The 18,421-nt window shown below is 68.5% G+C and carries 17 protein-coding genes; 10 read left to right on the top strand and 7 right to left on the bottom strand.

Features of this window, described 5'->3' with window-relative positions; genetic code table 11:
* Positions 1-85 precede the first annotated feature (85 nt).
* Positions 86-1,231 (top strand): epoxide hydrolase family protein, encoded by a 1,146-nt coding sequence (locus ACIHA7_RS02560; protein ID WP_397284790.1) that lies wholly within the window; start codon positions 86-88, stop codon positions 1,229-1,231.
* A gap of 43 nt (positions 1,232-1,274) precedes the next feature.
* Here the strand turns inward: ACIHA7_RS02560 and ACIHA7_RS02555 are convergent, their stop codons facing one another.
* Positions 1,275-2,159, bottom strand: coding sequence for a hypothetical protein (locus ACIHA7_RS02555; RefSeq protein ID WP_397284788.1), 885 nt, complete (start codon positions 2,157-2,159; stop codon positions 1,275-1,277).
* 207 nt (positions 2,160-2,366) lie between these two features.
* Here ACIHA7_RS02555 and ACIHA7_RS02550 point away from each other — a divergent pair, with 207 nt between their 5' ends.
* The gene (locus ACIHA7_RS02550; RefSeq protein ID WP_397284786.1) at positions 2,367-3,539 is read left to right on the top strand and encodes an acyl-CoA dehydrogenase family protein; all 1,173 of its coding nucleotides are present in this window, start codon (positions 2,367-2,369) and stop codon (positions 3,537-3,539) included.
* Between the two features lie 9 nt (positions 3,540-3,548).
* Entirely contained in the window at positions 3,549-4,676 is a 1,128-nt protein-coding gene (locus tag ACIHA7_RS02545; RefSeq protein WP_397284784.1) for an acyl-CoA dehydrogenase family protein, read from the top strand.
* A 39-nt stretch (positions 4,677-4,715) separates the two neighbouring features.
* On the opposite strand, the gene ACIHA7_RS02540 is transcribed toward ACIHA7_RS02545, so the two are convergent.
* Positions 4,716-5,222, bottom strand: coding sequence for a hypothetical protein (locus ACIHA7_RS02540; RefSeq protein WP_397284782.1), 507 nt, complete (start codon positions 5,220-5,222; stop codon positions 4,716-4,718).
* 293 nt (positions 5,223-5,515) lie between these two features.
* Here ACIHA7_RS02540 and ACIHA7_RS02535 point away from each other — a divergent pair, with 293 nt between their 5' ends.
* Together ACIHA7_RS02535 and ACIHA7_RS02530 are read left to right on the top strand one after the other, a co-directional pair.
* The gene (locus ACIHA7_RS02535; RefSeq protein ID WP_107659044.1) at positions 5,516-5,806 is read left to right on the top strand and encodes a hypothetical protein; all 291 of its coding nucleotides are present in this window, start codon (positions 5,516-5,518) and stop codon (positions 5,804-5,806) included.
* Positions 5,807-5,923: 117 nt separating this feature from the next.
* Complete coding sequence (locus ACIHA7_RS02530) at positions 5,924-6,757, top strand: GNAT family N-acetyltransferase (RefSeq protein ID WP_397284780.1); 834 nt, start codon at positions 5,924-5,926, stop codon at positions 6,755-6,757.
* 35 nt (positions 6,758-6,792) lie between these two features.
* Here the strand turns inward: ACIHA7_RS02530 and ACIHA7_RS02525 are convergent, their stop codons facing one another.
* Both ACIHA7_RS02525 and ACIHA7_RS02520 read right to left on the bottom strand, forming a co-directional pair.
* Entirely contained in the window at positions 6,793-8,439 is a 1,647-nt protein-coding gene (locus ACIHA7_RS02525) for a serine/threonine-protein kinase (protein WP_397284778.1), read from the bottom strand.
* 3 nt (positions 8,440-8,442) lie between these two features.
* Positions 8,443-10,245: a serine/threonine-protein kinase gene (locus ACIHA7_RS02520; RefSeq protein ID WP_397284776.1), complete on the bottom strand. Its 1,803-nt coding sequence runs from the start codon at positions 10,243-10,245 to the stop codon at positions 8,443-8,445.
* A gap of 264 nt (positions 10,246-10,509) precedes the next feature.
* On the opposite strand from ACIHA7_RS02520, the gene ACIHA7_RS02515 reads away from it, so the two are divergent.
* From ACIHA7_RS02515 to tuf, 5 genes are all read left to right on the top strand, one after another.
* Positions 10,510-11,280 carry a deoxyribonuclease IV gene (locus tag ACIHA7_RS02515; RefSeq protein WP_194836262.1) on the top strand — a complete coding sequence of 257 codons (771 nt, stop codon included), beginning with the start codon at positions 10,510-10,512 and terminating at the stop codon, positions 11,278-11,280.
* A 59-nt stretch (positions 11,281-11,339) separates the two neighbouring features.
* Positions 11,340-12,557, top strand: a complete 1,218-nt coding sequence (locus ACIHA7_RS02510) for a CaiB/BaiF CoA transferase family protein (RefSeq protein ID WP_397284773.1) — start codon at positions 11,340-11,342, stop codon at positions 12,555-12,557.
* Positions 12,554-12,712, top strand: a complete 159-nt coding sequence (locus tag ACIHA7_RS02505) for a hypothetical protein (RefSeq protein ID WP_397284771.1) — start codon at positions 12,554-12,556, stop codon at positions 12,710-12,712. The genes ACIHA7_RS02510 and ACIHA7_RS02505 overlap by 4 nt, the downstream gene beginning before the upstream one ends.
* The gene (locus ACIHA7_RS02500; protein ID WP_397284769.1) at positions 12,709-13,650 is read left to right on the top strand and encodes a hydroxymethylglutaryl-CoA lyase; all 942 of its coding nucleotides are present in this window, start codon (positions 12,709-12,711) and stop codon (positions 13,648-13,650) included. Before ACIHA7_RS02505 ends, ACIHA7_RS02500 begins: the two co-directional genes overlap by 4 nt.
* Positions 13,651-14,017: 367 nt before the next feature.
* The gene (tuf, locus tag ACIHA7_RS02495; RefSeq protein WP_397284767.1) at positions 14,018-15,196 is read left to right on the top strand and encodes an elongation factor Tu; all 1,179 of its coding nucleotides are present in this window, start codon (positions 14,018-14,020) and stop codon (positions 15,194-15,196) included.
* Between the two features lie 121 nt (positions 15,197-15,317).
* On the opposite strand, the gene cqsA is transcribed toward tuf, so the two are convergent.
* The 3 genes from cqsA to ACIHA7_RS02480 all read right to left on the bottom strand — a co-directional run bounded on the left by cqsA (position 15,318) and on the right by ACIHA7_RS02480 (position 18,333).
* Positions 15,318-16,556: an alpha-hydroxyketone-type quorum-sensing autoinducer synthase gene (gene cqsA, locus ACIHA7_RS02490; RefSeq protein WP_397284765.1), complete on the bottom strand. Its 1,239-nt coding sequence runs from the start codon at positions 16,554-16,556 to the stop codon at positions 15,318-15,320.
* A gap of 229 nt (positions 16,557-16,785) precedes the next feature.
* Positions 16,786-18,039, bottom strand: coding sequence for a formamidase (fmdA, locus tag ACIHA7_RS02485; protein WP_397284763.1), 1,254 nt, complete (start codon positions 18,037-18,039; stop codon positions 16,786-16,788).
* A 15-nt stretch (positions 18,040-18,054) separates the two neighbouring features.
* Positions 18,055-18,333: an FmdB family zinc ribbon protein gene (locus tag ACIHA7_RS02480; protein WP_397284761.1), complete on the bottom strand. Its 279-nt coding sequence runs from the start codon at positions 18,331-18,333 to the stop codon at positions 18,055-18,057.
* Between the last annotated feature and the right edge of the window lie 88 nt (positions 18,334-18,421).

The following is an 18,421-nucleotide window of genomic DNA, read 5'->3' as shown; positions in this document are numbered from 1 at the left end:
TGACAGATAACTAGGACACAGATGGTCCTACATGGTTCCTAACGTAGTGCTCGGATCGAACGACCGACACACGAGGAGCCTCTCGATGACCGACCACCGCACCGCCGTCCGCCCGTTCCGCATCGACATCGGCCAGGCCGACCTGGACGACCTGCACGACCGGCTGAGCCGGACCCGCTGGTCGGCCCAGCTGCCCGGTGTGGAACGCGAGCGCGGCGTGCCCGTCGCCTACCTGCGCGAGCTCGCCGAGTACTGGCGGACCGAGTTCGATTGGCGTGCGCAGGAAGCGGCACTGAACGAGTTTCCGCAGTTCATTACCGAAATCGACGGCCTCGACGTGCATTTCGTGCACGTCCGCTCGCCCGAGCCGGACGCGGTGCCGCTGCTGCTGACGCACGGCTGGCCGAACACCTTCGCCGAATTCAGCAAAACCATCGGCTTGCTCGCCGACCCGCGCAAGCACGGACTCGACCCGGCACAGGCTTTCCATGTGGTGGTGCCGTCGGTGCCCGGTTTCGCGTTCTCGGCGGCGCCGCACGAGGTGGGGATGACGCCGCAGCGGGTGGCTGAGATGTGGCTGGTGCTGATGGATCGGCTCGGCTACCAGCGCTTCGGTGCTCAGGGCGGTGATCTCGGTGCCTACGTCGCGCCGGAAATGGCGATCGCGGCGCCGGACCGGGTGATCGGCGTGCACATCGATGGGGGCATCGGCATGCCCAGCGCGGCCGACGTGCCGACCATGACCCCGGACGAGCGGGCCGAATGGGATCTCATGCAGCAGTGGATGACCGGCGTGAACCACCACGAGTTGTTGCGCATCGCCCCGCAGACCTTCGCGCACGCGTGGACCGACTCCCCGGTCGGCCTGCTCGGCTGGCTGATGCATAAGTTCAACGAGTTCGCCCCGCTCGCCGATCAGGCCGAGGACGTCATCGACCGCGACCACCTGCTGACCACAATCAGCCTGTACTGGTTCACCAATACCGCGGCCACCTCGTCCTGGCCGATGTACAACGGTCTCGGCGACAACGGATTTGCCTGGCCCAAGGGGCAGAAGCGGGTTCCGACGGGCGTTTACGGCGGCGGATCAGCGCTGATGCTGCGACTTGCCCAGCGCGACAACGACATCGTGCACTGGCCGGAGGGCAATACCGGCAATCACTTCGTGGCGATGGAACTGCCCGAGCTGCATGTGGCCGATATCCGCGCGTTCTTCGCGAAGGTGCGCTGAACCAGGCTGTGCGGCATCGCCTTTCACGGCGGTGCCGCCCGGGTCAGTTGGCAGGCTTGGTGAACTCGCCGTGCACCGCGGCACCGGCGGGCGCACCCGGCGTGGTCGGCACCGCCGGGGGAGCGGGGGCGGGCGCCGGAGCAGGCTCGGGCGCCGGGGGAGCGGCGGGCGCAGGCGCGGGTGCAGGTCTGGGCGCGGCGGACGGTGCGGGGGCCGGCGCCGGGCCGATCTCGGTCCCGTTGGGGCCCGGTGCGGTCAGTCCGGGACCGTTCGCGTTCGACGGATTGCTCGGCTGGTGCACCGGCTGGTCCGGCACCATGAAGGTGCCGACGGTCGGTGTCATCACGCAGTGCGCGAACGGGTAGTCGATGATGCCCCACATCGAGGCGATCACCGTGCCGGGTCCGCTGTGCACCGTCTTGGACAGCGAGGGCAGTCCGTATTCGGTGAGGTCGTCGAGCGGGTCGATGCCGCTGGCGCCGTTGTTGATGTTCACCCAGGCCACGACGAGGCCCGAGGCCAGTGGTGCACCGGTGTGCGCGGGCGTCGCGCTGAAGCGCAGCGTGCCCGGCGCGATATTGAGGTCCTGGCTGTTGCCGACGCCGTCGGTGGTCGCGGCCGCGATGATCGTGGTGACCGGGCCGACGCTGCCACAGCCGAAAGTGGGTGCGGCGTAGGCGAACGGCGTGAAGGCGCTCGTCACGTGGCGCAATCCGGCGACATCGGCGAGCTTGGTGTACTGCGTCAGCGCGCCGACACCCGCCTGCACGGTGGGGTCCGGGCCCGCGATCTCGGTGAGGTGGGCGAGGCCGGCGTCCAACGGTGCCGGTTCGGGCTCGGCGGTGGCCGGGCCACCCAGGGTCAATGCCGCGCCGATGCCGAGGGCTACCACGGCCGTACTGGCTCGTGCGATGGTCCTGCCGTTCACTCGAACTCCTCGATACGCAAAGTCTCGGGGTCCCCAACCCACGTGCAGCAACGTACCAGTTCGTCCGAGGTGCCGCCCGGGTAGCGCCGGTGTCCACCCTCGGTTGACGCCCGCCGAGCGTGTCCTACCTGTGTGATCCAGTCGACAGTGGAGGATTACCGGAGGGTAGGTTGGACTCGGACGTACGAGACACAGACGGAGCTGCGTATGAAAATAAGCCTGTCCCCCGATGAAGTCGCCTTCCGCGACGAACTGCGAAACATCTATCGGACCGAGATCCCCGCCGACATCCGTGAGCGGTTCAAATACGGCAGGGAGCTGTCCCGCGACGACATCGTCCGCTCGCACAAGGCCCTCAACGACCACGGCCTCGCGGTGCCGAACTGGCCCGTCGAATGGGGTGGCAAGGACTGGACCCCGATGCAGCGCCACATCTGGCAGGACGAGATGCAGCTCGCCTCGGTGCCCGATCCGCTGACGTTCAACGCGCAGATGGTCGGCCCGGTGATCGCGCACTTCGGCTCGCCGGAGCTCAAGCAGCGCTTCCTGCCGCCCACCGCCGCGCTCGACATCTGGTGGTGCCAGGGCTTTTCCGAGCCCGACGCCGGGTCGGACCTGGCCTCGTTGCGCACCACCGCGGTGCGCGACGGCGACTCCTACATCGTCAACGGCCAGAAGATCTGGACCACCCTCGCCCAGTACGCGGACTGGATCTTCTGCCTGGTGCGCACCGATCCGAGCGCGCCGAAGAAGCAGGCGGGCATCTCGTTCCTGCTGTTCGACGTGAAGTCGCCCGGTGTCACCATTCGCCCGATCAAGCTGATCGACGGCGGTTACGAGGTGAACGAGGTGTTCTTCGAGAACGTCCGGGTGCCCGCCGATCAGCTGGTCGGCGAGGAGAACATGGGCTGGACCTACGCGAAGTTCCTGCTCGGCAACGAGCGCACCGGCATCACCGGCGTCGGCCGCACCAAGGTGAAGATCGGCGTGGCGAAAGAGTATGCCGCGCAGACCAGGTCGGGCAGTGGAACGCTGCTGGAAGATCCGCTGTTCGCGGCGCGGCTCGCCGAACTGGAGAACGAGCTGCTCGCGCTGGAGCTCACCCAGCTCCGCGTGGTCTCGAACTCCTCGGACGGCAAGCCGAATCCGGCGTCCTCGGTGCTGAAGCTGCGCGGCTCGGAGCTACAGCAGGCCGCCACCGAGTTGCTGCTCGATATCGCGGGCCCGGACGCGGTGCCGGTCGGCGCCGACGACATCGCTTCGCCCGGTTGGGCGCAGCGCAGCGGTCCCGGGTACCTGAACTACCGCAAGACAACCATCTACGGAGGCTCCAGCGAGGTGCAGCGCACCATCATCGCCTCCACGATCCTCGGATTGTGAGGCGCCGCCATGGATTTCGATCTCACCGATGAACAGGAAATGCTGCGGGACACGGTTCGTGAGCTGCTCGCTCGCAACTACGACCCGGAGACCAGGCTGAAGGTGACCGACACCGAACTCGGCTGGAGCAGGGAGGTGTGGCAGCAGCTCGCCGAACTCGGCGTGCTCGGGCTGACTTTCAGCGAGGACGACGGTGGCGTCGGCGCGGGCCCGGTGGAGACCATGGTGGTGCTCGAGGAGGTGGGGCGCAGGCTGGCGCCGGAGCCGATCCTGGATGCGGTGCTCATCCCCGGCGCGCTCCTCACCCTCGCAGGCAGCGCCGAACAGCGGCAGCGCGTACTGCCCGAGGTCGCCTCCGGCACCAAGCTGCTCGCCTTCGCCCATGCCGAACCCGGCGTGCGCTGGCCCGCGACGGAGCTGGCCACCACCGCTGTGCCGCAGGGGGATTCGTACGCGCTGTCCGGTATCAAGAACCCGGTCACGCACGGCGACTGTGCCGACGAGCTGGTGGTCAGCGCGCAGCTGCCCGGCGGCGGGACCGGGCTGTTCCTGGTCGCCGCCGATACCGAGGGCGTGACCCGCAAGGCCTACCGCACGGTGGACGGTCAGCGCGGCGCGCAGGTCGAGTTCGACCAAGCCAGTGCCGAACTGCTCGGTGGCGACGTCGACGCGGCTGCGGCGATTCGGGCCGCGCAGGGCCAGGCGCAGGCCAGTCTCTGCGCGGAATCCATCGGTGCGATGGAAGAGGCGCTGCGCTTGACGACCGATTACCTGAAGCAGCGCAAGCAGTTCGGGGTCACCCTGTCGAAGTTCCAGGCGCTCACGCATCGGGCGGCGGACATGTACGTGTCCCTGGAGCTCGCGCGCAGTATGAGCCTCTACGCCACCGCGGCCGCGGCCGACGGCGCGATCGACGACCAGGTCGCCTCGCGGGCCCGGCTCCAGGTCGGTCGCTCGGCGCGGCACATCGGCCAGGAAGCGATCCAGCTGCACGGCGGCATCGGCGTCACCGCCGAGTACCCGGTCAGTCACTACGTGGCCAGACTGACCGCGATCGAGCGCACCCTGGGCGGGGGGCTGGAGCATCTGCGGGTGCTCAGCGCGCGGGTCGGCGAGCACGAGCTGCCCGAGCTGTAAAACCCTTGCGGTGGTGCGTGTTCCGCGCACCACCGCGGGTCACTCGTGATCGCTGTTCAACCCGCCGGACGAGCTCTCCGACGGGCGCGTGGTCGGCTCGTCCGGCGTCGTTGTCGTCGGCCGCGGCCTGGTCGGCCGGGTGGTGGTCGGGCGAGTCGTCGGCGCTTCGGTCGTCGTCGGTGCCTCGGTGGTGGTGGCCGGTGCGCGGGAGTCCTCGGACGGCGTCTCGTACGGCGGAATACCGTGCGATTCTTCCGGGGCCGGTTCGCCGGAGGTGGTGGTGGCGAATCCGGTGAACGGCGTCGCCTGGGGTGCTTGGTAGGGGGCGATGCGCCAGGTCGGCGACGGCGGAATCGATACCTTCGGCACCGTCACGCTGGTGCCCGAGTGCACCACGGGCGCGACGTTCGGGTCCGACTGCAACGGCGGGGGTGCGACGTAGGTGTCCTGCTTGCCGATTCCGCAGGCGCCGATGAGGACTAGCCCGACGGAGATCGCGCCTGCGGCGATCGCCGGACCTGCGATCTTGGTCCTGGTGCTCTCCATCGGTGACACTCCTGCTGCGGTTCGAGTGGGCCTCACCTTACTCGAGCGCGGTCCACCCGGCCAGGCGACGCGGTCGCCGCCGGTGCGTCGGACCCTTTCATTTTAAACACTGGTAACTCACATATCGAATTGGTCTCTTCGGCGTGTCGTGGGCACGTGTCGCTGTCATATGGCGCGGCATGGTCGTAGCGTGTGAGCAAAGTTACGCGTGAGACGCCTGTACCCAGATGAGAGAAGCGTTGTGTGATGAACGCGGCATTGGTTCTCTGATCGGCGTCATCGAGGAGTAGATGATGGGAGCTTACTCGACAGCGTCGCAGCAGGAGTCGTCCGCAGCCGCCAAGGATGCGGTGTCGGCTTCTTCGCAGCATCTCGTGTCGAACGGGTCAGCGCGCTCGCTGTCCACGATTCTTTCGCGGACACTCGCCTGGCTCATCTTCATTGGCGGCATAGTCGGGGCTGTCCTCGGCATCGCCGGCCTACACGTCGAAATCACCGTCGCCGGACTGATTCTCGCGTGCACCGCAGGGCTGGTCCTGCTCAAACTTCGCACAGGTGGCCGTGGCGGCAACGAAACGGATTGACCCCGAACCCTACTGAGCCGGTGCGCCGACCCGATCATCGGCCGGTCACCGGACCATCGTGGCAGGCCGAGCGAGACACGCGGGCGCACAAGTCATTCGCCGCTTACCGTGGTGATCATGAGGATCGAGATCACCACGGACGCCGCCGAGTTCCGCTCGCGCACCGAGCCGTTCCTGCTCCGTGATCCGCTGCGGCACACCGTGATCAGCACCAGCATCGCCAATCAGGTCGCCGGTCTCCAGGCCGCCGACGGCAGCTCTCGATTTCTGGCTATGTACGGTGACGGCGCGTCGGTGACCGGTGTCGCCATGCGCGTCGCGGACCGGGACATGTACCTGGGCGAGCTGCCCGAGGGCGGCGCGAGCGCGGTGGCGGACGCGCTGGCCGAAGTAGCGCCGGAAAGCACCGGGGTGGAAGGACTCGCCGCCGACGCCGACCTCTTCGCCGAGCGATGGAGCGACCGCCTCGGCGTCGGCGTCCAACCGTCCTACACCACCAGGCTGTACCGGCTCGGCGCGCTGCGCGTCCCCGACGTGCCCGGGAGTCCGCGCCGGGCAACCGAATCCGAGGTCGAGCTGTGTGTCGAATGGGCCGAGGCGATGCGGGCCGAGGCCGGGATCTCGCCGGCCGGGCTGGACAAAGCGACCATCCGCAACCGGGTCGCGGCGGGACTGATGTGGTTCTGGGAGCGCGACGGCCGCCCGACAAGCTTTGCCGCCCATCACCTTCCCGTGCACGGCTGGTCCCGCGTCGGCCTGGTGTACACACCGGCACAGGAGCGCGGGCACGGCTACGCCAGCGCCGTCACCGCGCACATCGCGCGCCGCTTGCGCGCGGACAACTTGAACGTGTGCCTGTTCGCCGACACCGCCAACCGCACCTCCAGCAAGATCTACCAGTCCATCGGCTTCCATCCGACCCACGAATTCGTACACCACGCATTCGGTTGAGCGCCTGCGTGTTCCGGTCGCGGGATTCGGCTCGTTCAGTTCAGTGGGGCGTCGGTCCACCACTGCATCAGCTCCGACTCGGTGGCGATGAAGCCCGCGCTGTACATGAGGATCGCGGCGCGCTGCGGGTCGGCGGTGAACTCGGTGATCATGCGCGGACGCCGGGAACTGCTGTTGTGCAGCGTGTAATTGGTGTAGGCGTGGCCGTGATTGGTCGCCGTGGTCCGGTCGTTGGCGGGTAGGGCGTCGAGCGCGGCCCGGACGTCGGCGGGGGAGTTGTAGAGGTAGAAGGAGAAGGCCGCCTTGTTCTCCGTGCCGCCGAAGCAGCGCCACATCACCAGCCAGGTGCCGAAGGCGGGATCCTCATCATCGATGGTCGGCGCCGAAGCCGGGTCGTAGGCGAAGCAGCCTGCCTTGTTGTAGCCCGTTCCGGACTGAACCAGCTGCTGGGCAGTGGTTTTGGGCAGCATCGCCGGGAACTCGGCGCTGAGCGCCGCCGCGTTCGCGCCCACCTGCGCGGGGTCGGCGGTCGTCGCCGGTGGTGCCGAGGTCGGCGCCTCGGTGGGGTCGGCCATGACGGTGGCGCGTGGCGTGGTCGCGGTCGTGGTGACTGTCGGTCCCGCCGAACCTGTTTCGCCGCGGGCGGACATGAGGACCGAGGCGATGAGTCCGAGCACCAGGAGCACGCCGATCCCACCGCCGAGCTTGGCGTTGGACTTCGGGCGCCGGGCGGGAACCGGGCCGCTGCGGACGGGACCGGCGCCGGGTCCGTCCTTCCCCACGGCGCGCTGCTCATTCGGCGGGGAAGACGGCGTGAACTGGCTCGGCGCGACGGGCTGCGCGAACTGTTGCGGCGCAGTGAGCGCATGCCAAGCAGCACCGGCGAATTCGGCGCACGAATCGAACCGCCCGTCTGGCCGCTTCGCCATCGCCTTGGCCAGCACCGCGTCCAGTGCCACCGGCAGCCCCGGCCGCAGCCGGCTGACCGGCGGTGGCGGTACCTGCAGATGTCCCTGGATCACCGCGACGGGGTTGGTGGCGTCGAACGGCACCGTGCCGGTCAGCAGCCGAAAGAGCGTGCAGGCCAGCGAGTATTGGTCCGAGCGGTGATCGAGCAGCGCACCCGACAGTTGCTCCGGCGACGCGTACGCCAGAGTGGCGGTGAATGTTCCGGTCTGGGTCAGCCGCCCGGTGTCGTCGCGAAAGCGCGCGATCCCGAAATCGGTCAGGAACACCCGCTCGCCGGCGCCCGCGGTGCGCTCGAGCAAGATGTTGGCGGGCTTCACATCTCGGTGCAGCACGCCACGGCGGTGGGCGAAGTCGAGTGCCTTGGCGGTCTCGCCGATGATCTGCACCGCGCGCTGCGGCGGCAGCGACCGCGCGTCCACCCCGGCGGCGTCGGTGCCGTCGATGTACTGCATCGAGATCCACAGCCGCTCGTCCTCGACGCCGCGATCGAACACGGTCACGATGTTCGGGTGATCCAGCCGGGCGACCAGGTCGGCCTCTCGCTCGAACCTGGTGCGGATCTCCTTGTCGTGGAAAACTTCCGGGTTCAACAGCTTCATCGCCGTCAACCGTGGCAGGCGTGGGTGCCGCGCCAGGTACACCGAGCCCATGCCGCCGCGACCGAGCAGCCGTTCGATGGTGTACCCGGCGAATATCTCTCCGGGTTGCAGCATGGATCAGTTCAGCGGCGCCGAGCGCCACCAGCGCAGGGTCTGATCGATGGAGCCGGAGCCGTCGGTGAACATCAGGTACTGTGCCCGATCCGGATCGCCGGTGAAGGCGGTGACGATCTTCGGGCCGCCCGTGTCGTATTTGTAGTTGGTGTAGGACTTTCCACCGTTGGTGTCGGTGGACTTGGTGTTGGCTGGCAGCGTGTTCAGCACCGCCTGCACGTCGGCGGCGGACTTGTAGACGTAGATGCGATAGAGCGGGTCGGAGCTGTCGCCGCCGCCGTAGCAGCGCCACTGCCAGGCCCAATCACCGAACTCCGGGTCACCATCGCTCGGCGACGGCGTGTAACTGGCGTCGGTCTCCCAGCATTTGGCGCCGTTGTACCCGACCTGCTCGGTCTTGGTGGCAGGCACCATGCGCGGGAATTCGGCACTGATCGAGTCCGCGGTCGCGGGCACCGTCTTGCCCGGCCCATTCACACCGGACGCGACCGAACTCGGTGTCGTATCGCCGCCGGAGGAGCCCGAATCGCTGACCGCGCCGATGATGGCCAGCGTCACCACCAGCAGCACCACCACCCCGACACAGATACCGATGATGACGCCCACGTTGGACTTCTTCGGCGGCCGTCCGGCGACGCTGACCGGAGACATGGGCGGCGGGCCGTAGTTGTTGCCGAACTGCTGCCCCGCGTACGGTGCGGTCGGCTGCGGTGCCTGGCCGTTGCCGTACTGCGGCGCGGCCAGGGTGGCCGGCTGCGGTGTGAACGGCGATCCCGCAAGGTGATTCGGCCCGCTGGTCGGCTGGCCGTACTGCGCCGGGTATGGCGCGCCGGTGGTGGGGGTCGGCGGTCCGGTGGTGGGTCGCGGCCCTGTGGTCGGCCGTGGTCCCGTGGTCGGTCGTGGTCCGGCCACCGCCGTCGGCGGCGCGGTGAACGGCCGCGGCCCGCCGGCCACCGGCATCGACGGCACGCTCGGATTGGTCAGGGCCTGGCGGGCGGCGGCGGCGAAGTCGGCGCAGCTGGGGTACCTGTCCTCCGGTCGCTTCGCCATCGCCCTGGCCAGCACGCTGTCCAGGGCGTAAGGGAGGCCCTGGCGGTGACTGCTCAATGCGGGCGGCGCGCCTTGCAGGTGACCCTGGATGACCGCCGCGGGGTTGGTCGCGGAGAACGGGCCGGTACCGGTGAGCAACCAGAACAGCGAGCACGCCAGCGAATACTGATCCGACCGATGATCCAGCGACGAACCGGTGAGCTGCTCGGGCGAGGCGTAGGCCAGTGTGGCGGTGAAGGTTCCGGTCTGCGTGAGATGGCCGGTGTCGTCCCGGAAGCGGGCGATGCCGAAGTCGGTGAGGTACACCCGCTCGCCGCGGCCACCACCGCCGCGCGCCAGCAGGATGTTCGCGGGCTTCACGTCGCGGTGCAGCACACCGATGCCGTGCGCGTAGTCGAGGGCGTCCGCGGTTTCCTTGACGATCTGCACGGCGCGCTCGGGCGGCAGCGCCTGCGGTTGCACCGACGCGGCGTCGATGCCGTCGATGAACTGCATGGAGATCCACAGCTGCTCGGCCTCTAGCCCGCGGTCGTAGACCGTGACGATATTCGGGTGGTCGAGCTGGGCGACCAGATCCGCCTCCCGTTCGAACCGCGCCCGCACCTCCTTGTCGAAGAACATCTCCCTGTTCAACAGCTTCAACGCGGTCAGCCGCGGCAGCCGAGGGTGTTTCGCCAGGTAGACCGATCCCATGCCACCGCGACCCAGTTGCCGCTCGATGACATAACCGGCGAAAACGTCACCGCTGGCCAGCATGTCTGCTCCACTTCCCGCCGCCCGCCGGGACCCACCGACGAACAGGCGTACAGCATAAGAACGCGCGATCAGGCACGGGCCGGACCACGGAAAACATCGAAACCATAGCAGTTGTCACCGGACCGGCGGCCCGCCAGCAAGGGCGGGGTAATGCCGGTCGAGCACGCGGATCTACCGATGTATCTCGTGGGGCTCCCGCGATGCAACATATCCCGGTTCGCCGTCCGCGGCCCGCTGTCGGTGGTGGTCGTTAAGCTGGCCCTCATGCAGATTGGCGCACACGTCCGGCTCGACGGCGACCCGATCGGCTTCGGCGAGAAACTCGGCGCCGACGTCATCCAGATGTTCGTCGTCGACCCGCAGAGCTGGGACAAACCCACCCCGCACCCGCGGACCGAGGAGATCGTGGCCAGCCCGATCGACGTGGTGGTGCACTCGTCTTATCAGATCAATGTCGCGAGCCTGAACAATCGCCTGCGCATGCCCTCCCGCAACGCGGTCGCCCAGCAGGCCAAGGCCGCCGCCGACCTCGGCGCGATCGGCCTGGTCGTGCACGGCGGGCACGTGCGCTCCGACGCTGAACTGGCCACCGGCGTCGACAACTGGCGCAAACTGTTCGAGCGGCAGCAGGACAAGGGCGGCTTCGCGGTGCCGATCCTGATCGAGAACACCGCGGGCGGCAACCACGCGATGGCGCGGCATTTCGACTCGATCGCCCGATTGTGGGACGCCGTCGGCGATTTCGGCGCGGGCTTCTGCCTCGACACCTGCCACGCCTGGGCAGGCGGCGAGGAACTGATCGGCGTGGTCGACCGCATCAAAGCGATCACCGGCCGCATCGACCTGGTGCACCTGAACTCCTCGCGCGACGAGTTCAACTCCGGCGCCGACCGCCACGCCAACTTCGCCGACGGGACCATCGACCCCCAGCTACTCGCCGAGGTCTGCAAGACCGCGGACGCCCCGGTCATCCTGGAAACTCCCGCCGACGGGGTCGCCGAGGACCTGGCTTACCTGCGCGAGCACGTGGGGTAGATGGGTCCCCGCGAGGTGTCGTCGTCCGGTGCCGCTCGGACCCCTGAGACAATGGCGCGATGACTATTCGGCCGTTGGACGGTGTTCGCGTCCTGGAGCTGGGCAATTACATTGCCGCGCCGACCGCCGGGCGTATCCTCGGCGACTTCGGCGCCGAGGTGATCAAGGTGGAACGGCCCAAGGCCGGGGACGAGTTGCGTAACTGGCGGCTCTACGGCGGCGACACCTCCATGCTCTACCGCACCGTCAACCGGAACAAGAAGTCGATCACGCTGGACCTACGCAGCGAAGCGGGCCGCGCCGTCGTGCTCGACCTGGTCCGCCGCTGCGATGTGCTGCTGGAGAACTTCCGCCCCGGGATGCTGGAGAAGTGGGGGCTCGGCCCGGATGTGCTCAACGCGGCGAACCCCGATCTGGTGATCACCAGGATCTCCGGCTACGGGCAGACCGGACCGCACGCGTCCCGGCCTGGCTTCGCCGCCGTCGCCGAGGCGGTCGGCGGCCTGCGCGAACTGATGGGCGAGCCGGACCGGCCACCGGTGCGCACGGGCGTGTCCATCGGCGACTCGATCGCGGGCGTCTACGCCGCCTTCGGCACCGTGATGGCGCTGTTCCAGCGTGAACGCAAGTCGGATGAGACGCCGATTCCGTTGCGTGAGCGCGTCATCGACGTCGCCCTGAACGAGACGATCCTGTCGGTGATGGAATCCCTCGTGCCCGACTACTTGGCCTACGGCATCACACGCGAGCGCACCGGCGGTTTGGTCGAGGGCATCGCCCCGAGCAACGCCTACCCGTGCAGCGACGGTGTCAGCATCATCATCGGCGGCAACGGCGACGCCATCTTCCAGCGCTACATGCAGGTGATCGACCGCCCCGACCTGGCCGCCGACCCGGAACTGCACGACAACGCGGGCCGCTGGCGCAACCACGACCGCCTCGATGCCGCGATCACCGAGTGGACCAGCAGGCACACCCGCGCCGAGGCACTGAAGATCCTCGAGGCCGCGGGCATCCCGTGCGGCCCCATCTACACCGCGGCCGACATCGTCGCCGACGAGCAGTACAAGGCGCGCAACATGATTCAGCCGTTCTCGGTGGATGTCGGTGCGGCGGAACCGAAGACGGTCGGCTTCCCCGGCATCGTCCCGGTGATCGGTGAACAGTCCCTGCCCATCCGCAACGTCGGACCCGATCTGGGTGAGCACACGCACGAGGTGTTGTCCGGGCTACTCGGCATGAGCGACAGCGAGATCGACGCCTTGGAGGCGAAATGAGGGAAGACCGCAGGCGTCCGCCGCGACGCGGCCCACGCGATATCCGTTCGCCGGGGTTCACCCGGCCGACCGTGCATCCCAACCCCGCCGGTGTGCACGAAAAGCCGTGGGGCGGCGTGATGTGCGCGCCGCGGCAGGAGCGCGAAGAGCGGTGAGCTCGGCGATCCTGCGTGACGTGACCCTGCGTGACGGCTTGCAGCTCACCGGAAAGGTGCTGCCGGTCGAGCAGAAGGCCGACATGGTCCGGCGGCTGCTCGGGCTCGGCGTGCCCGCACTGGAGATCGGCTCGATGGCGCGGCCCGATCTGGTGCCGCCGATGGCCAACACCATGGAGCTCATCGCCGCGCTGAGCCCCGAAGAGCTGCAACGCTGTTGGGTGTGGGTGGCCACGCCGCGGCACGTGGCGAAGGCGGCCGCGGCCGGGGTACGCAATTTTCAGTACTGCTTCTCGGTCTCGGACGCGCACAACAAGGCCAATATCGGCCGCAGCACCGAGGACAGTGTCGCCGCCATGCCCGACGCGGTCCGGCTCGCCGCTTCCGTGGGCGGCTCGATCCAGCTGTGCCTGGCCACCAGCTTCACCTGTCCGTTCGACGGCCCGGTCGATCCGGAGCGGGTCATCGCCATCGCCAACGATCCGCGCACCGCGGGCGCCGACGACATCGTGCTCGCCGACACCCTCGGCCAAGCCCATCCCGGTGAGGTCGCCGCGCTGGTCTCCGCCGTCCATACGCGAACCCCGCGGCGCCGCATCGTCTTTCACGGCCACGACACCTGGGGCATGGGCGTAGCCAACACCCTGGCCGCCATCACGGCGGGCGCCACGATGGTCGACGGCGCGCTCGGCGGCCTCGGCGGCTGCCCCTTCGCCCCCGGCGCCAGCGGCAACACCGCCACCGAAGACATCCTCTTCGCCACCCGCCCCACCTGGTTCACCCCCGCCACCCTCGCAACCCTGGTCGACCTCTCCACAGACCTACTCACCGACCTCGGCGAACCGAACCGCTCCCGCACCGCAGAAGGCGCCCGATCGAAAGCCGAGGCCTTCGAATGGGTCAGCCATCGGCCCGCTAATTCATTCGACGGCGAGTAGACACTCAGGCAGCCGACGAGCGGTGACGCTCATGCGCGCGCTGTGAGCCTTCGCCGCCTATTGCACGGCGGCGGGCGATTTCGCGGTCACCGGTGTCCGGAAAATGCGTCGCGCTCAGCGGGTCTCGGCGCTTACCATTCGCAGCATGTTCAGCTACGCCATCGTCGCATCGTCCGCAGTCGCGGGCGCGATGGCTGCTGTCCTGGCCGCCTCGGCAGCATCTGCCGCGCAGCTCGACGGAGCCCGAAGCTGACCTTCCCCGGGATGTCCCGGGACCTCGGACGGGGAAGGTCGCCCCGTCGCTGAGGTCCCGCTCGACATCGTCGGGCACATTCGCTCGTGCCCGCCAGGCAAACCAGGAAAAACCATGTCCAAGCAGACCTATGTCCGCACCAAGCCGCACCTCAACATCGGCACCATGGGCCACGTCGACCACGGCAAGACCACGCTCACCGCGGCGATCACCAAGGTGCTCGCGGAGCGGGGCGGCGGCAGCTTCGTGCCGTTCGACCGGATCGACCGCGCACCGGAAGAGGCGCAGCGTGGCATCACCATCAATATCGCGCACGTCGAATACGAGACGGCGACCAGGCATTACGCGCACATCGACATGCCGGGGCACGCCGATTTCGTGAAGAACATGATCACCGGGGCGTCCCAGCTGGACGGCGCCATCCTGGTGGTCTCCGCGCAGGACGGGGTGATGCCGCAGACCGCCGAGCACGTGCTGCTGGCCCGCCAGGTCGGCGTCGAGCACATCGTCGTCGCCCTGAACAAGGCCGACGTGGGCGACCCCGAGCTGCTCGACCTGATCGAGCTCGAGGTGCGCGAACTGCTCACCGCCCAGGGGTATCCCGGCGCCGACCTGCCGGTCGTCCGGGTCTCCGGCCTGCGCGCGCTGGACGGCGACGAGCGGTGGACGGCCGCGTTGCGGCAGCTGCTGGACGCTGTCGACACGTACGTGCCGACACCGGTCCGGTACACCGACGCGCCGTTCCTGCTGCCGGTGGAGAACGTGCTGACCATCACCGGTCGCGGCACCGTGGTCACCGGTGCGGTGGAACGCGGCCGGGTCCGGCTCGGCGACCGGGTGGCCGTGCTCGGCCTCGGTGACGAGCTCACCTCGGTGGTCACCGGCGTCGAAACCTTCGGCCGCACCATGGATGTCGCGGAGGCGGGCGACAATGTCGCACTGCTGCTGCGCGGCGTGCAGCGCGATCAGGTCCGCCGCGGCCAGGTCGTCGTCGAACCCGGCAGCGTCGCCGTGCACAGCGGGTTCACCGCCCGCGTCTACCTGCTCGGCGCGGCGGAGGGCGGCAGGCGTACGCCGATCACCACCGGCTACCGCCCGCAGTTCTACATCCGCACCGGTGACGTGGTCGGTGACGTGACACTGCCCGATGACATCCGGGTGGCGATGCCGGGTGAGACGGTCGAGCTGACCGTCGAACTCGGCCGCCCGGTGCCGTTGGAGCCGGGTCTCGGCTTCGCCATCCGCGAGGGCGGCCGCACGGTCGGCGCGGGCACCGTGCTCGCCACCGGCTAGCGGTGCGACGCCGGGGGGGGGGGGGGGGGGGGGGCCCCCCCCCCCCCGGCCGGGGGCCGGGGGGGGGGGGGGCCCCGGGGGGGGGGGCGGCCCCCCCCCCCCCCCCCCCCACGGCGGTCGTTCAACCGGCGGTGGCCGATGTCTGCGCGTGCCGCGGTGGCGGCCCGCTCGGCTTGGGAAACGGCTCGACGGGCGGCATCGCGCCGAACCTGGTACGAACTTCGGTGCACGCGTCGATGATTCGGCCGACGGATTCGTCGGTGAGGCCCGCGTGCAGGCAGAAGCGGATCAGTGTGTGGTTGCGTGCGGTGTGGGGTGGGCACAGCAGGGTGCCGAAGATGCCGCGTATCTCCAGGAAGTCCCGGATGGCGGCGGCGCGCAGGTCGGGTCCGGCCTGTAGCGCGACGATGTGGCTGGCCGAGCCGGCCAGGTCGAATTCGAGCGCGGTCAGCGCCCGGCGCACCATGGTCGACAGTTCGCGTAGTCGCTGGCGCCGCCAGTTGTCGGTCCGGATCAGCTCGAGCGTCGCGGCCAGTCCGGCGATCTCGTACGGCAGCATGGTGGAGGAGAAGACCGCGGGATGCGACTCCAACTTGAAGTAGTCCACGAAGTCGATGCTGTTCGCGCCGACGAACCCGGCCCGGCCGCCGAAGGCCTTGGCCAGGCTGGCGATTCGGTACGGCACCCGATCGGTGAGGCCGAGCGCCGCGACCATCCCCGCCCCGGCGGGACCGTCGGTGCCGAGTGCGTGCGATTCGTCGACGACGAGCACGCTGTCGGTTTCGTCGGCGATATCGCACATGTGGGTCAGCGGGCACCGGCTGCCGGTGTTGCCGTAGATGGCGTCCACCGCGATGATGCCCGGCCCGTGCGCGCGAATCTGCTCGCGCAGGTGCCCGGGAAAGTTGTGCCGGAACGAATAGATCGGCGCACCGGTCGCCCGCGCGCCGCGCCAGAACGACATGTGGGCGAATTGGTCGAGATAGACCGGAGTTTCGGCGTCCGCGATGCACTGCAGCAACCCGATACTCGCATTCCAGCCGGATTGGCAGAGTATTCCGGCGGGCGACCGTAGCTGATCGGCGAGCGCGCGTTCCAGCAGCACCTGCGGGTGGTCGTCGCGCAGGAAGGCGCTGGCGGCGAGTCTGCCCGAGGTCGGAGCATGTAGGGCGGCCTCGATCGCGTGGGTGATCCGCGGATCGGCCCACAGCGCCAGGTAGTCATTGCTGGTGAGCACGACATCGCCGTGGTCGGGGACACCGCCGTGCAGAATATGCCGCCCGCCCCAGTGCCCGGCGAGTCTGCCCGACTGAAAGCTATCGACGCGCAGGCGAATCCGTTCGGCGACAGTAGGGCCCATGGAACTCCTTTCGCTACCAATAGCTACTTCAGAGCACACGCCTCTCGATTGAACCACCGTGGCCTCGGGCCAGGGCGGTATTCGACAACTTGACGGATGACCACTAATTCACCGGCACGGGATTGTCGGCGCCGCATTTGCCGCCGTCACGGTACAGCTGCCCGCAATGATTCAGCAATCGTGCAGCGGGCCCGTTGTGCGTGCAACACAACCGGCACCGCGTGATCGGTCAGCGGGTGGCGCGGGGTGCGCCGGGGCCCGGGTCGATCCGGGCCGGGCCTGCTGCGGTGGGGAGCACGGGGAAGTCGAAGATCGCGGTCGGAATGTACACGGTGGCGCAGGAATTCGGGATGTCGACGACGCCGGAGAACCGACCCTCGATGGGCGCGGCGCCGAGTAATAAGTAAGCCTGTTCCGGGGTGTAGCCGAACTTGGTGAGGTAGTCGATCGCGTGCAGGCAGGCCCGCTCGAAGGACAGCTGCGAGTCGAGATAGCGCTGTTCCCCGTCGAGGGTCACCGAGGTACCCGAAAAGGCAAGGTATTCAGAGTAATTGGGTCCGGAGTTGCCAGGGACGAAGATGGCGTTCTCGCTGACGCCGTAAAGCTCCATGCCGTTCTTGATGAGATCGACCCGCAGGTCGATGAATCCACCCATCTCGATGGCGCCGCAGAAGGTGATCTCGCCGTCGCCCTGGGAGAAGTGCAGGTCGCCGACCGAGAGATGCGCACCGTCGACGAACACCGGATAGAACACCCTGCTGCCCCGGGTGAAGTTCTTGATGTCCTGGTTGCCGCCGTTCTCCCGCGGCGGCGCGGTGCGCGCGGCGTCGGCGGCGACCCGATCGAACTCGGCGCCCGCGAGCGTGCCGAGGATGGCGTCGCGCGGCTCGGGCGGCAGCGCCAACGGCGGCACCCGATGCGGATCGGTCGCGATCAGCGCCTCTTCCCGGGCGTTCCATCTCGACAGCAGTGCGGTGGACGGGGCGGTGCCCATCAAACCGGGGTGTGTCATTCCGGTGAACTTCACGCCGGGGATATGCCGTGAGGTGGTGGTCTGACCGCTGAAATCCCAGATGGCCTTGTAGGCGTCGGGGAAGTGCTCGGTGAGGAAGCCGCCGCCGTTGTCGGTGGCGAAGATGCCGGTGTAGCCCCAGCCCTGACCGGCGAGCGGGCCCGTGTCCTCCTGCGGGATGGGGCCGATGTCGAGAATGTCGACGATGAGCAGGTCGCCGGGCTGCGCGCCCTCGATCGCGAACGGGCCCGACAGGCAGTGCACCGTGCTGAGCGGCGCGTTCAGTACGTCCTCGGCCGAGTCGTCGTTGTGGATGGCGCCGTCGAACCACTCGCGCACGTGCACGCGGAATTCGTCGCCCGGTTTGACGGTCACCGCGGCGGGGATGTCTGGGTGCCACCGGTTGTGGCCGACGATCTGCTGCTCGGTGAACCGCTTGCTGGAGTCGAGCGGGAACAGTAACTCGGGCATGGTGTTTCCTTCGGGTCAGGGGCGGGGCAGCTTGCGGTGCAGCGGGTTACGCGTCACCGGCACGGACCGGCGCGGCGGCGGTGCGGCGACGATCGACGGCTCGCTCGCAGTGCGTTCGGTCAGCTCGATGAGCCGGGTCGCCGAGGATCCCGGCCGGATCAATGCCGCGACGCCGAACTGTCGTTTGCTGCTCGACGCGCAGTCCGGGCACGGCGCGGCGGCGGGCACGTCGGCCATCGCGAAGGTCAGATCGAAGCCGCCGCAGGCGCGGCAGTGGAACCAGTAGAGGGGCACGGAGACCTCATTATTTTCATTTGAATATGTTTCGTATGATGACGATACAAAGCCAGGCAGGTCGCCGCAGCGAAACCGCACGGTGAAG

It is taken from the genome of Nocardia sp. NPDC052316, assembly GCF_044547795.1.
In the GTDB taxonomy this organism is placed as follows: domain Bacteria; phylum Actinomycetota; class Actinomycetes; order Mycobacteriales; family Mycobacteriaceae; genus Nocardia.
Note: the sequence above shows the minus strand (reverse complement) of the source record. Positions and strands in the feature narration are given on the sequence as shown.